Source organism: Amycolatopsis rifamycinica, from assembly GCF_000695625.1.
Classification (GTDB): domain Bacteria; phylum Actinomycetota; class Actinomycetes; order Mycobacteriales; family Pseudonocardiaceae; genus Amycolatopsis; species Amycolatopsis rifamycinica.
Genome location: NZ_JMQI01000021.1, coordinates 102,483 through 115,944, shown reverse-complemented (window position 1 = coordinate 115,944; position 13,462 = coordinate 102,483). Strand labels below are relative to the sequence as shown.

Annotated in this window: 14 protein-coding genes; 4 read left to right on the top strand and 10 right to left on the bottom strand. The window is 69.7% G+C overall.

The genetic code is table 11. The features are described 5' to 3' along the window. Positions 1-47 precede the first annotated feature (47 nt). Positions 48-605 (bottom strand): YceI family protein, encoded by a 558-nt coding sequence (locus tag DV20_RS10170; protein ID WP_043778735.1) that lies wholly within the window; start codon positions 603-605, stop codon positions 48-50. Between the two features lie 106 nt (positions 606-711). On the opposite strand from DV20_RS10170, the gene DV20_RS10165 reads away from it, so the two are divergent. Together DV20_RS10165 and DV20_RS10160 are read left to right on the top strand one after the other, a co-directional pair. Then, positions 712-1,200 carry a MarR family winged helix-turn-helix transcriptional regulator gene (locus tag DV20_RS10165; RefSeq protein WP_043778734.1) on the top strand — a complete coding sequence of 163 codons (489 nt, stop codon included), beginning with the start codon at positions 712-714 and terminating at the stop codon, positions 1,198-1,200. Next, positions 1,197-2,183, top strand: coding sequence for a glutathione S-transferase family protein (locus DV20_RS10160; protein ID WP_043778733.1), 987 nt, complete (start codon positions 1,197-1,199; stop codon positions 2,181-2,183). Before DV20_RS10165 ends, DV20_RS10160 begins: the two co-directional genes overlap by 4 nt. Before the next feature lie 736 nt (positions 2,184-2,919). Here DV20_RS10160 and DV20_RS10155 read toward each other — a convergent pair. Beyond that, positions 2,920-4,155, bottom strand: coding sequence for an HNH endonuclease signature motif containing protein (locus DV20_RS10155; protein WP_043778732.1), 1,236 nt, complete (start codon positions 4,153-4,155; stop codon positions 2,920-2,922). 249 nt (positions 4,156-4,404) lie between these two features. Here DV20_RS10155 and DV20_RS10150 point away from each other — a divergent pair, with 249 nt between their 5' ends. Next, the gene (locus tag DV20_RS10150) at positions 4,405-5,535 is read left to right on the top strand and encodes an epoxide hydrolase family protein (RefSeq protein ID WP_043778731.1); all 1,131 of its coding nucleotides are present in this window, start codon (positions 4,405-4,407) and stop codon (positions 5,533-5,535) included. On the opposite strand, the gene DV20_RS10145 is transcribed toward DV20_RS10150, so the two are convergent. Then, a complete protein-coding gene (locus DV20_RS10145) occupies positions 5,532-6,080 on the bottom strand; it encodes an LmrA/YxaF family transcription factor (protein ID WP_456356069.1) in 549 nt (182 codons plus the stop codon). The two genes, DV20_RS10150 and DV20_RS10145, sit on opposite strands and share 4 nt — an antisense overlap. Further along, positions 5,983-6,534: a GNAT family N-acetyltransferase gene (locus DV20_RS43785; protein ID WP_235190779.1), complete on the bottom strand. Its 552-nt coding sequence runs from the start codon at positions 6,532-6,534 to the stop codon at positions 5,983-5,985. Before DV20_RS43785 ends, DV20_RS10145 begins: the two co-directional genes overlap by 98 nt. Positions 6,535-6,759: 225 nt before the next feature. On the opposite strand from DV20_RS43785, the gene DV20_RS10135 reads away from it, so the two are divergent. Beyond that, positions 6,760-7,359, top strand: coding sequence for a hypothetical protein (locus DV20_RS10135; protein WP_043778727.1), 600 nt, complete (start codon positions 6,760-6,762; stop codon positions 7,357-7,359). Between the two features lie 76 nt (positions 7,360-7,435). Here DV20_RS10135 and groL read toward each other — a convergent pair whose 3' ends face one another. The 6 genes from groL to DV20_RS10105 are packed head-to-tail and all read right to left on the bottom strand — an operon-like array spanning position 7,436 to position 13,457. After that, positions 7,436-9,127, bottom strand: a complete 1,692-nt coding sequence (gene groL, locus DV20_RS10130; RefSeq protein WP_043778726.1) for a chaperonin GroEL — start codon at positions 9,125-9,127, stop codon at positions 7,436-7,438. 11 nt (positions 9,128-9,138) lie between these two features. After that, entirely contained in the window at positions 9,139-10,164 is a 1,026-nt protein-coding gene (locus DV20_RS10125; RefSeq protein WP_043778725.1) for an NAD(P)-dependent alcohol dehydrogenase, read from the bottom strand. Continuing rightward, positions 10,161-10,850, bottom strand: coding sequence for an iron-sulfur cluster assembly protein (locus tag DV20_RS10120; protein ID WP_043778724.1), 690 nt, complete (start codon positions 10,848-10,850; stop codon positions 10,161-10,163). Before DV20_RS10120 ends, DV20_RS10125 begins: the two co-directional genes overlap by 4 nt. Further along, on the bottom strand, positions 10,847-11,884 hold the full coding sequence (locus tag DV20_RS10115) for an amidohydrolase family protein (protein WP_043778723.1): 1,038 nt from the start codon (positions 11,882-11,884) through the stop codon (positions 10,847-10,849). The genes DV20_RS10120 and DV20_RS10115 overlap by 4 nt, the downstream gene beginning before the upstream one ends. A gap of 35 nt (positions 11,885-11,919) precedes the next feature. After that, the gene (gene mimD / locus DV20_RS10110; RefSeq protein WP_043778722.1) at positions 11,920-12,291 is read right to left on the bottom strand and encodes a propane 2-monooxygenase effector subunit MimD; all 372 of its coding nucleotides are present in this window, start codon (positions 12,289-12,291) and stop codon (positions 11,920-11,922) included. Beyond that, on the bottom strand, positions 12,288-13,457 hold the full coding sequence (locus DV20_RS10105; protein WP_043778721.1) for a ferritin family protein: 1,170 nt from the start codon (positions 13,455-13,457) through the stop codon (positions 12,288-12,290). Before DV20_RS10105 ends, mimD begins: the two co-directional genes overlap by 4 nt. Positions 13,458-13,462: the final 5 nt, after the last annotated feature.

Below are 13,462 nucleotides of genomic sequence, written 5' to 3'. Positions count from 1 at the left end.
AGCGGACCGCGAGCGGGAACCGGCGAGGCCGGTTCCCGCTCCGGGCGTCAGGCGGACTTGATCGCGGAGATCTCGAACTCCAGCGTGACCTTGTCGCTCACCAGCACGCCGCCGGTCTCGAGCGCGGCGTTCCAGGTGATGCCGTAGTCCTTGCGGCTGATCGTGGTCGAGCCCTCGAAGCCGATCCGGTCGTTGCCGAAGGGGTCCTTGGCCGAGCCCTCGAACTCGAACGGGACGGTCACCGAACGGGTGACGTCCTTGATGGTCAGGTCGCCGGTGACGTCGAAGCTGGTGTCGCCGGTCTGCTTGACCTCGGTCGAGACGAAGGTGATCTGCGGGTACTCGTCCATCGACAGGAAGTCGTTGCTCTTCAGGTGCCCGTCGCGGTCGGCGTTGCGGGTGTCGATGCTGTGGGCCTGGATGGTCACCTGCACGCTCGACTTCTCCGGCGCGTCGCCGTCGATGGTGGCGGTGCCGGTGAACTCGTTGAAGCTGCCGCGCACCTTGGTCACCATGGCGTGCCGGGCGACGAACCCGATCCGCGAGTGGGCGGCGTCGAGGGTGTATTCGCCGGTCAGCTGGGGGTAGGTGGTCGCGCTGGTCATCGCTGTTCTTCTCTCCTCGTGGTGGCACCCCCGGTGATTGAGGGTTCAACGACACTGTACTCACTTTGGCTGGTTGCGCAAGCAAGCTTTCGGTAGAGTCGCCGGTATGGGTGATCTCGCCGCGCTCGACCTCGAGGAAACCGCCTTCTGGCGGCCGCTGATGCGCATCATGACGGCGTTGCCGCGGGCGCTCGAGGACCAGTTCCTGCCCGAGACGGGCCTCGCGATCACCGACTACGGGGTGCTGGTCGCGCTGTCCGAGGCGCCGGACCACCTGCTCCGCATCTCGGCGCTGGCCGCGACGACCGGGCTGTCGCTGAGCCGGATCAGCCGGGTGGTCGACGACCTGACGCGCCGCGGCCTGGTCGAGAAGCGCCGCTGCGCCGAGGACGGCCGCGCGTCCAACGCCGTGCTGACCGAGGCCGGGTTCGCCAGACTGGAGGCGGCCTACCCGGGCCATCTCGCCCGCGTGCGGGCTTCGGTGTTCGACCACCTGAGCGCCGAGGACATCCGCACGGCCGGGCCGGTGCTGGCCCGGCTGGCCGCGGCCCTGGAGGCCACGCCCCCGACCGACGACTGCGGAGGACGCCGATGAGCGACAAGGGCGAGTACAAGCGCGACCAGAACTACCTCCCGGACCGCATCACGGCCGACGGCCGCGACGGCTGGCCGGTGGAGCCGGGCCGCTACCGGCTGGTGGTGGCGCGGGCCTGCCCGTGGGCGAACCGGGCGGTGATCGTCCGCCGGCTGCTGGGCCTCGAGCCGGTCCTGTCGATGGGCATCGCGGGCCCGGTCCACGACGAGCGGAGCTGGAGCTTCGACCTGGACCCGGGCGGCCGCGACCCTGTCCTCGGCATCGAGCGCCTGCAGGAGGCGTTTTTCAAGCGCGACCCGGACTACCCGCGCGGCATCACGGTGCCGGCGTTCGTCGACATCCCGAGCGGCCAGGTCGTCACGAACGACTTCGCGCAGATGACGCTGGACATGTCGACCGAGTGGACGGCGTACCACCGTTCCGGAGCACCGGAGCTGTACCCGGAGAAGTTGCGCGACGAGATCGACGACGTGGCCCAGAAGGTGTTCACGGACGTGAACAACGCGGTGTACCAGTGCGGGTTCGCCCGGTCCCAGGAGGCGTACGAGCACTCGTACCGCAAGTTGTTCACCTGCCTCGACTGGCTGTCCGACCGGCTGGCGAACCAGCGGTACCTGGTCGGCGACACGATCACCGAGGCCGACATCCGGCTGTTCACCACGCTGGTCCGGTTCGACGCGGTGTACCACGGTCACTTCAAATGCAACCGGCAGAAGCTGACCGAGCTCCCGGTGCTGTGGGCGTACACCCGCGACCTGTTCCAGACACCGGGCTTCGGCGACACGATCGACTTCGCGCAGATCAAGGAGCACTACTACGTGGTGCACAAGAACGTGAACCCGACAGGCATCATCCCCCTGGGCCCGGACACCGCGGGCTGGCTGACCCCCCACGGCCGCGAGAACCTGGGCGGCCGCCCCTTCGGCGACGGCACCCCACCGGGCCCGCCGCCCGCCGGTGAGAGGGTGCCAGAGCTGGCTTGACCGGTTGATGGCCGGGCCGTGGATCACGCGGCGCCGGTTCCGGCATCGGCCGGGCACCACGTTCAGTCTGAGGGAGGAGGGCTCAGGCTTGGCGTCGCGCACCTACGAGACGCCGCCGGAGCTGTGGAACGGGAGCCGGCGGTGAACCGCGCGGCCCTGCCGGCGTTGCCGGGCTCCGGCCACCGTGTGGTGATGAACTCGGCACCCAGGCGTTCACGCGCGCGCTCAGCATCGCTCCGGCAGCGTGGAGAGCGGCACAACGGCCTCGGCGGCGAGCTGGCTCCAGCTGCCGATCCTGCCGACGGACCACCCGACGGAGGTGGGTAACGCGGCAGCCGGAGTGCGGGCGATGCTCCGGACGACGATGGGTTCACCACCCGGATTCGACGACATCGGCTTCGTGGGAATGGCAGGAGTGCAGCGGCAGTACTCCGAGCCGCCGGATCGGGAACGGGAGAGCGGACCGGCGCTTGCGGGCGTGCCTTGATCGACCGGGGCTGCGACCGCCCGGACCCTGAGCACAGGCCATGGTGTGTCCGTGCGAGTGGCACGGGACGTCCCGGTGTCCGATGACGCGGTGTCCCCGGACGAGGCTCCCCGCCCGGTAGCCGTGGCGAGCGTTGGGGGGTGCCGTCCGCGATCGCGTGGACGCGCGGAACACCCCTGCCGGGGTCGAAGGCGCAAGGTCGCGTGGGTGTAGGCCCGTAGCCGTGTGGCTGCGGGCCCTCCCCCGTGTTCAGGCTGCGAAGGGCAGCGGTTCGTGGAGGTTGTTGCGCCGGGGTTTTCGGCGTCTGTCGATGAACACCGGTGGCAGAAACTCCGGGAGACCATCGGCCGCGATGCGGACTTCCCACCCGGAGCGGTGCAGCAGCCGATGGTGATGGGCACACATCAACACCAGGTTGCCCAGATCCGTCGGGCCGCCGTCGGCCCAGTGTCGGATGTGGTGGCCTTGGCAGTGGCGTGGTGGACGATGACAGCCGGGGAAGGCGCAGCCGCGGTCGCGGAGGAACAGGGCGCGGCGGAGTCCGGCGGAAATCAGGCGGCGAAGCCGACCTAAGTTGAGGGGTTCGCTTTTGTCGCCCAGCACTGCGGGGATGATCATGGCGTCGCAGGCATGAACCCGCGCTTCCGCCGCAGACATCTCCCCCGTATCGCCGAGCGTGGCCTTCCCAACCCCAGACTTCAAGTCCTGCAGGGACACGGCGACCATCACGTGGGCGCGTTCCCCAGCCTGCATCGGCAGATCCGGTGAGTTGAGCGCCAGATCCATCGCGTCGGAGAACGCGTCCCCGTAGCGCTGGGGCAGGGTGCGGTGGTCCGGGCCGTCGTCGCTGGTGCGGCGTTCGGCCAAGGCGTCCAACAGGGCGCTGGCCCGGGTGCCGGTCTCGTCATCGAATCGGCCGTTCAGCTCCCACACCCCGGTTCTCTTCCGGCGCAGGAACAACTCCCGAGGTGGGATCGGTGGCTCGGTGTCGTCGGGCTCCGCGCCATCGGGAACCAGGTGAGCGAGGATGCGGGCCCCGAGAGCCGCGACCTGCTTGTGTCCGGCTTCGGCAGCGAAGGTGAGCAGGTGGGTCTCGGCGCTGTCGCGATGTTCGCAGGGCACCTCAGCAAGAACACCGGTGATCACATCGATCATCGGGTTGCTCAACCGTCCCGCGCGAGCAGCGGCGCCGGTGGCGGGAGCCAGGGCTGGGATGGGGCTGCCGTCAAGGTTACGGCCGGGGTTGAGCAGGCGGGCACGTCGCACGAGCCGTTCGGCAGCGGGCTTGGGGACATCGCCGAGCTGCTCCAGCAACCGAGCAGCAGAGCGATACCCGAACAGCTCCATCACCCCACGCTGCTCAATCTCCACCAGCAGCGCACCAAGCTCCGCCTCAGCAGACCGCATGCACGCAAGCAACTCACCGATCCGGTCGGCAAAGGCGACCGCATCCGAAGAAGAGTGGTTGGCTGCGTTGCTGGTCATACCTCCAACCTACCGACCATCGAACAGAGGTTCATCACTCGAAAGGGTACGAACCCAACCCACTGTCCGGACCCCAGAACACCGAAAACCCCAGCAGGGCAACCGAAGCGTGGGGAATCGGCGCTGCCGACCAACGACGCAACGCAACCCCGAGAAGCGCCGATTTCCCACGCCACGGCGAAGCCGCATCTTGAAACCCGGCCAGAACCAGGCCAAAAGGTGACCTATATCCAAGCCACCCTGACAACCATGGATCCCTTCCACATCAGAATCGGCCAGCAGGACCTCGACGCCCTGAACGACCGCCTGGCCAGAACCCGCTGGCCAGGCGAACTCCAAGGCACAGGCTGGGACTACGGCGTCAACGAGACCTACCTGACCGAGCTGGTCGACCACTGGCAGAACGACTTCGACTGGCGAGCCCAGGAGGCAAAGCTCAACAAGTACCCCCAGTTCACGACCACAATAGACGGCCAGCGCATCCACTTCCTGCACGCCCGCTCCCCCGAACCCACGGCCAAACCCCTGATCATCACCCACGGCTGGCCGAGCACAGTGGCCGACTTCCTCGGAATCCTCGGCCCCCTCACCAACCCCCGCGCACACGGCGGCGACCCGGCGGACGCGTTCCACGTCGTCGCGCCATCGGTGCCCGGGTTCGCCTTCTCCGGTCCGACCACGGAACGAGGCTGGAACACCCGCCGCGTCGCCAAGGCGTGGGCCGAGCTCATGCGAAGGCTCGGCTACGAGCGCTACGGCGCCCAGGGCGGCGACTTCGGCAGCATCGTCTCCCCCGAACTCGGCCGCCAGGCTCCGGAGGCGGTGATCGGCGTGCACGTCAACGCCGTGGCCAACGCCGGAGTGGCGACCGCGCCCGGTGATCTCGACCGGCTGTCCGAAGAGGACCGCAAGAAAGCACAGGAGAACGCAGCCTGGTGGTACGCCCACTCCGGCTACGCCACGCAGATGGCCACCCGCCCGCAGACCCTCGCCTACGCGCTCAACGACTCCCCCGCCGGGCAGCTCGCGTGGAACCTCGAATGGTTCGTCGACTGGGATCCCACGACCACGGGCCAGACCCCGGTGGACCGGGACGCCATCCTGACGAACGTGACGATCTTCTGGCTCACCGGCACCGCCGGCTCGGCCGCGCGCCTCTACCGGGAAGCCGGCCAGGACGGCTGGGGTGAGCGGCCCGCACCCTCCGGTGTTCCGACCGCTGTCGCGAACTTCCGGGGTGACCACGCGATCCGCGGCCTGGCCGAGCTTTCGAACACGGTCACGCGCTGGTCGGAGTACGACACCGGGGGGCACTTCGCCTCGCTGCAGGCGCCGGACGTTCTCGTCGAAGACGTCCGGGCGTTCTTCCGCGAGCTCTAAGCGCGACGGCGGCGTTTGTCCACGGCGCCGTCGAGCAGCGGCCGCAGCTCCGCCACCACTGTGTCGAGCGGCGCGACGTCCCGGTGTGCCCGCGCCAGGACGATCGCGCCCTCCAGGGCGCTCAGCACCAGCACCGCCAGCGACGCGCTGCGAGCCGGCGGGACGCCGAACCCCTCCAGGGTCGCCGCGACCGGGCGTTGCCAGCCTTCGAACGCCTTGCCGACCGCTTCGCGCAGGCTCTCGCTGGTGGCGGCCGTGTCGGCGACGGTCGCCACCAGGGGGCAGCCCGCGTCGAAGCCCTGCGCCGTGAACTCGTCGCGCCACTGGGCGGCCATGGCCTCGAACAGCGACCCGGGTGTCGGGTCCTCGAGCTTGGCCGCGATGCGCGCCACGCGCCGGGCGGCGTAGTCGCCGGCCCAGGCGACCGCTTCGGCGATCAGCTGGTCCTTACCGCCCGGGAAGTAGTGCTGCAGGGACCCCCGCGGGGCTTCGGCGTGGGTGACCACGTCCCGCATGCCGGTCGCCCCGACACCGTGGATCCGCACCAGCTGCGCGGCGCTCAGCACCATCCGCTCGCGCGGTGTCCTGGTCATCGGCTGCCTCCTTCATGACGTCCGTCATGGTAACCCAGTCCGGGACGACCAGTGCGAAGTCGCGTTCGCCGCGCTCGTACGAGGGCACCGGACGGAAGCCCTGGCCCAGCAGCAGCGCCTCGGCGCCGGGGTTGCCGGCCTGGACGGTGGCGCGCACGGTCCAGCCGCGCCAGCGCCCGGACGCCCACAGCCACCGGCTCAGCGCGCTGCCGATCCCCTGCCGCTGCCACGCGTCGGCCACGAGGATCCCGATCTCCGCCTCCCCCGGTGTCTCCGAGACGAAGTTGAGCAGCCCCACCGGTGTGCCGCCGCGGGAGGCGAGCAACGCGACGCCGTCCGGTGGCCCGGCCAGGAGGAACCGCTGGTAGCGCCGGAAGACGTCGCCCGGCCGGGCCGGCCCGCCCATCATGAACCGGCGCCGGAGGCTGTCCGGCGAGGAGGCCGCGACGACGGCGGCGACGCGCTCGCGATCCGCAGGGCCGAGCTCTATGACGGTGGTCATAATCCCAGCAAACCACACCGGCGCGAAGAACACCATGACCGTCGTCATAGCCCACCGCGGCGGTTCGCCCGGCGGGGACCCGGGTACGTTGCCGGGGCCGCGCTCCCCCACCGCGAAAGGCGTCCGACGATGCAGCTCTACGCCGAACGGCCGATCCGCCGTACCGTCCAGCTCGTCAGCGACCTCCTGGCCGTGCTGCTCGTCGTCTTCGCGGTGTGGCTGGCGAACTCGGTGTACGACCAGGTCATGAAGCTGCGGGCACCGGGCGACGGGCTGGTCGACGCCGGCACCGGCCTGCGGGGCACCTTCGACTCGGCCGCGAACTCCGCCGACAGGATCCCGCTCGTCGGGGACGCGCTGGCGAGAGCCCTGCACGGCGGTTCCGACGTCGGGAACAAGCTGACGGACGCGGGCCGCTGGCAGATCGAGGCCGTCGAAAACCTCGCGTGGTGGATGGCGGCGATCATCATCGCCCTGCCCGTGCTGACCCTCGTGGTCACCTGGCTGCCGCTGCGCTGGCACTTCACCCGCCGCGCCACGGCCGCCGCGCGGCTGCGGGCGCTCGGCGACGAAGGCCGGGACCTGCTGGCGCTGCGGGCCCTGGTGACGCAGCCGCTGCACCGACTGGCGGCCGCGGGCGAGGTCGCGACCGGCTGGCGGGAGCGCGACCGGGACGTCATCGAGAAGCTGGCCGGGCACGAACTGGCCCGGCACGGCCTCGCGCCGTGAACCGGAGGTCTTCCCACCGGGGCTCAGGACACCGGCGGGAAGACCTCCTCACTCCGTGGGCCGGCGGACGTGGAACTCAGCCCACGGAGGGGCCCATCCCGAGGGACTGCGGGGTGCTGGCGTCGGGCGAGGGCTGGTGCAGGCCCTCGTCCAGCGGGCCGAACTCGGTCATCAAGGCCGGGCTGCCGCCCCACGGGGTCTGTTCCTCGGCGATCAGCGAGTTGGTCGTGAGCAGCAGGCCCGCGACCGAAGCGCCGTTCCGCACCGCCGACCGGCACACCCGCAGCGGGTCGACGACACCGAGGGCGATCATGTCCCCGAAGCGGTCGTGCAGGGCGTCGAAGCCGTCGTCGTCGCCCATCTCCCGCATCCGCGCGACGATCTCGTGCGCCGGGTGCCCGGCGTTGTGCGCGATGAGGAAGGCGGGCTCGGCCAGCGCACGCCGGACGATCTCGACCCCGATCGCCTGGTCGCCTTCCAAGCCGAGGCCCTCCAGGGCCTTCTCGGCGTGCAGGAGCGCCGCTCCCCCGCCGGCCACGATGCCCTCGGCCATCGCCGCCCGGGTCGCCGACAGCGCGTCCTCGACCCGGTGCTGCAGTTCCTTGAGCTCGGCCGGCGTCGCCGCGCCCACGCGCACCACGGCGACCTTGCCGGTCAGGGCCCCGATGCGCTCGGTCAGGACGTCCTCGTCGACGCCGAACTGCGCGCGCTCCAGCTCCGCCCGCAGCTGCCCGGCCCGGAAGTCGACCGCGGCCGGGGAACCCGCGCCGCCGACGATCGTGGTGCGGTTCTCGGTGACCCGGACCTGCTTCGCGCGGCCGAGGTGCTCCAGGGTCATCGTCTCCATGGTGAACCCGGACTGCCGCGAGAGCACCGCGCCGCCGACGATGGCGGCGAGGTCCTCCAGCTTGTGCAGCCGCCGGTCGCCGAACCCGGGTGCGCGCACGGCCACCGACTGGAACGTGCCGTTCACGTGGTTGTGCACCAGCATGGACAGCGCCGTGCCCTCGACCGTCTCGGCGATCACGACCAGCGGCCGGGGTGCCCGCATCACCTTGTCCAGCACCGGCATCAGCTGCTGCACCTGGGTGATCTTCTCCGCGCACATCAGGATGTACGGGTCGTCGAGCACCGCTTCCAGCCGGCCGGGGTCGGTGACCAGGTACGGCGAGAGGTAGCCGTTGTCGAACTCGAACCCTTCGACGAACTCGACGTCCATCCCGATCGACGGCGACTCCTCGACCGTCACCACGCCGCCGTCGCCGACGGTGTGCAGGGCCTTGGCGATGACCGCGCCGACGGCGTCGTCGTCGTTGGCCGAGATGGCCGCCACCCGCGCGTAGTCCTGTTCGGACAACACCGGGTGCGCCCGCTTCTCCAGGTGCGCCACCAGCAGGCCGACGGCGTGGTCGATGCCGCGCTTGACGAGCACCGGGTTGCCGCCCTGCGCGATCGCCCGCATGCCTTCGCGGACGATCGCCTGGGCGAGCACGGTGGCCGTGGTGGTGCCGTCGCCGACGACGTCGTTGGTCTTGATCGCCGCTTCCTTGACCAGCTGCGCGCCCATGTTCTCGAACTGGTTCTTCAGGTGGATTTCGCGGGCGATGGTGACGCCGTCGTTGGTGACCACCGGTGAGCCGGTGATCTTCTCGATGATCACGTTGCGGCCCTTGGGGCCCAGCGTGGACTTGACCGCCTCGGCCAGCTTGTCGACGCCCGCCAGCAGCAGGTCGCGGGCGTCCGGGCCGAACCGCAGTTCCTTCGCCATGTGCGGTGCTCCTAGGGGGTGAGGATGGCCCGGCCGCGCACGCGCCCGGCGTCGAGGTCGGCCAGCGCGTCGAGCGCGGCGTCCAGGGGGTACTTCTTCGTGTGCAGGGTGACCTTCCCGGCCTGGGCGAGCACCATCAGCTCGGCCAGGTCGTTGTAGGTGCCGACGAGGTTGCCGATGATGTTGCGCTCGGTGGAGATGATGTCGATCGTCGGGATCTCGATGTTCGAGCCGTAGCCGATGACGAAGTGCGACCCGGCGCGCCGGGTCATCGCGAAGGCGTCCTGCTGGGCGCCCTGCTCGGCGACGAAGTCGAGGACGACCTCGGCGCCGTTGCCGCCGGTCAGGTCGAGGACGGCCTCGACTTGCTTGCCATCGGCCAGGACCGTGAAATCGGCGCCCAGCGTCGAAGCCAGCTCCAGCGCGTCGGCGTTGCGGTCCACCACGATCACCCGAGCCGCCGTCAACGCGCGAAGGGACTGGATGCCGATGTGCCCGAGCCCGCCGGCACCGTTGACCACGCAGGTCGTGCCCGGGTACAGCTGCGGGACGGCCTTGCGCACCGCGTGGTAGGCCGTGATCCCGGCGTCGGCCAGCGCGGCCACGTCGGACGGCTCGGTCGTCGGGTCGAGCTTGATGCACGCGCGCGCCGACGTCAGCAGGTACTCCGCCATCCCGCCGTCGGTGTTGATGCCGGGGAACGTCCCGTTCGGGCAGTGCATGTCGTCGCCCGCGCGGCACGCGTGGCACAGGCCGCACGTCGGCGTCGGGTGCAGGATGACCGTGTCGCCGACCTCGACGTTCGTCACCGCCGGGCCGACCTCGTGCACCCAGCCGGCGTTCTCGTGGCCGATCGTGTACGGCAGCTCGACGCCGGACTTCTCGGCCCACTGCTCCTCGATGATGTGCAGGTCGGTGCGGCACACGCCGGCGCCGCCGATCTTGACCACGACGTCGAAGGGCCCGGTCGCGCGCGGCTCCGGGACGTCTTCGAGCACCGGGTGCTGGTGGTACTTCTGCAGCCGCACGGCCTTCATCCCGTGCCCTCCTCGTCCGAAGTCAGCGCGTACCGGGCGCGCAGCATGCCGCGGCAGACACCCGAATTGGCCTCCATGCTGGTGCGGGTGAGCCGCGCGAACGCCAGGTGGCGCTTCGCGTCGACCGGAGCCGTCCCCGTAGCCGGGTCCAGCAGCAGCGGGTCGCCGTCCTCGGCGGGCAGGCCCAGCTCGCGACGCCGGGCCCGCAACCGGTTCAGGTCGGGGCCCGGCGGGACATCGCCGAGGGTCAGCGATCGCGGGTCCCGGCCCAAGGACCGGCAGACGCGGTCGGTGCCGGCCAGCACGGCCTTGCGGACGAAGTCGTACCGCAGCGTGTCGAGCTCGTCGACGGCCTCGCCCTCGAACGACGCCACGAACCCCTGCCGGGCCGCCACCCCGCGGTTGATGACGTCGGACGCGAAGTGGTCGTCGAGCCGGATGTCGAGCCCGGTCAGGCCCGGCACCCCGGCCACGGCGTCGTAGGCGTCGGCCACCATCAAGAACGCGAAGTTCGGCGCGCAGAAGTACGTCGGCAGCCGCAGCCGGACGACGGCGTGGCCCGCGGCGCTCACCTCGCAGCGGGCCACGAACCCGAGGTCGGTGAGGGGTTCGTCCAGTTCGGGATCGCGGACGGTGCCCAGCGCCGCCCACACGGCGGCGCGGGCGCCGGTCACCACGGTGGTCATGAGTTCGGCACGCCGACGGGCTCGACGTTCTTCGGGTCCTTCAACCGAAGCTCCTCGGGGACGTCGATGTCGTAGAGGCGGGCGGCGTTCAGCCCGAGGATCTTCTTCTTCTGGTCGACGGTCAGCGGCGGGAAGTCCGACAGCTCGTCGTCGGCGGGCATGTTCCAGTCGACGAAGCCCTCGACCTGCCACTTCGGTTCCCAGATGGCGTAGTCCGCGCCGAAGATGAGCTTGTCCTCGCCGAGCCAGAACATCAGCTCGCCCATGACCTTGGCGAAGAACTTCGGGCGGGCGTGCATCAGGCCGCCGACGACGACGGCGAGCCCCGCGTAGACGTTCCGCTCCTGGGTGGCCATGAAGCAGAAGTCCTCGATGCGCGGCAGGCCGACGTGCTCGACGATGAAGTTGAGGCCCTGGAAGTTCGTCGCCGCGTAGTCCACATCGGACACGTCGAAGGCGTCCTTGTCCAGGGGCCAGATCGTCGGTCCCTTGTGGATGTGGACGTTCTTGACGCCGAGTTCCTCGCACTTCTCGAGGTAGCGGGCCGCCTCCGGGTCCTTGAGGCTCCAGCCGCGGGAGTCACCCCGCCACTCGGCCGTGTAGAGCTTGACACCCTTGCAGTTGTACCGCTTGACGCGTTCGGCGAACGCCTTCATGCCCTCGTCGCCTTCACGCGGGTCGAAGGTGGTGTTGACGAGGAACTTGTCCGGGTGCTTCTCGGCCAGTGCGCCGTCGTTCTCGGTGGTGTTGAAACCCGTCTTGTACCACTGCCGCAGGTTGGTCGGCTGGAAGATGGCCTTGTCGACGTGCCCGGCCTCGAACAGGTCGTGCATCATCAGTTCCTCGGAGTACTTCTGGAACCGGTCGATCGGCCAGTGCGTCTCCTTCGGGCCGAGCCCCTGGTAGGCGTGGAAGCACTCGATCCAGCCCTTGGCGTATTCCTCCTGGCCCTCGACCCAGTTCTCCGGGCTCGCGTCCCAGAAGTGGGTGTGGGCGTCCACCACGAAGTATTTTTCGCCGTCTTTTTCGTACATGGTTGATCCTCCTGAGCGGGATCCAGTGCTTACCTTCAGCGAACGGGCTTGAGGTCGAAGTCGAGGTATTCCGCCGCGTCCTCGGGGTTGGCGAACATGATCGTGCGGTCGTCTTCGTGGATCATCCGCCCGTAGTGGGTGGACATGCTTTCCTCGAACTCCGCCGCGTTGAACCAGCCCTCCTCCTCGCCGGCGGCCTCGTCGACCTCGGCGTAGACGACCTCCATGCGGCCGACGGCGTCGACCCGGATCATCGAGGGCAGCGGCGTGATGGTGACGTTGTCCTTCGTCCCCATCACCTCCGCGATGATCGCGCCCACCTGGTTGTTCATCAGGGTGAACCCGCACCTGTTGGACGCGGTGTTGTCGGCCTTGAACGGGCTTTCCGCGGTCTTGAAGACAGTCACTGGCCCAGCTCCTCGGGTGCCTTGAGACCCAGTTCGGACAGGATGCCGGCGAACCGGCTCTTGACGCGGTCGAGGCCGTCCTCGAACCGGATCGGCTTGGCGTCGGGCTGCGACCACAGCGGCTGCAGCGCGCGGGCCGCGGCGATGCAGCGCGGCACCCAGTCCTCGAGCCACTTCTGCAGCAGCGCCTTGTTGTGGTCGGCGAACTCCTTGTCGTTGATCAGCAGGTGGTACAGGGGTTTCGTGTAGCGGAGGTCGCGTTCGGAGAAGTCGAACTCCTCGGCGCCGATCAGCGTCGGGGTGACGAAGTCGCCGTTGGCCGGCGCGGCCTGCTGGACCAGGTTGCTGCGGAACAGCTCGCCGACGAGCGGCTCGAAGACGACGTTGGCGGCGAAGATCGCCTCGCCCCAGTCCCAGATCCCGGTCAGCTGCTCGGCGGTCTCGCGCACGCCCTGCCAGGCCGGGTCCTCGTTCCAGGTGGCCAGGTGAGCCGTGCCGTCGAAGCCCTCGATCTCCTCGGTGAGGGTCAGGTTGTACAGGGCCAGGTCCTGCGCCGCGCGGATCCGGTGCATGCTGTTCACCGAGATCGCGTTGTTGTGCATGTTCGTCGGGGCGCGGCGGTTGGCGTTGGCGAACAGGTAGAGGCCGAGGCCGTGGTCGACGTGCATCCAGGCGCCGACGTGCTTGGCGACGAAGTCGACCCAGTTGCGGTTCCACTGCTCGAACGCCTTGGCCTGGCGCGCGGCGTCGATGTTCTGGTTGAGCTGGCGGACGACGTTCGCGTTGTACCGGTAGAGGGTGAGCTCCCACTCCTCGTTCGGGTCGCGGAACTCGTGCCAGCCGTGCGCCGGCCAGTCGTAACCCTTCCCGCCGGAGCCCGGGCCGCGCTCGGGCAGCGGCCGGTCGGAGCCCCACGCCTTCAGCGCCGTCCACTCCAGCGGGTAGCCGCCCTGGCCGTCGGCGAAGGCGTAGAGCCAGCCCTGGGACAGGTAGTGCCGCGGGTCGGGCTGGACCTCGACGGTGACGTCCTCGTAGTGGCTCTGCTTGCGCTTGGCCGGGGTGAAGTAGTTGTACTGGCGGACGGTGGAGTCCGGGAAGACCTTGGCGCCCGCTTCGGCGTCGGTGAACGTCGGCTTCGGCACGCTGCGTTCGGAGGTGGCTGTCATGGATT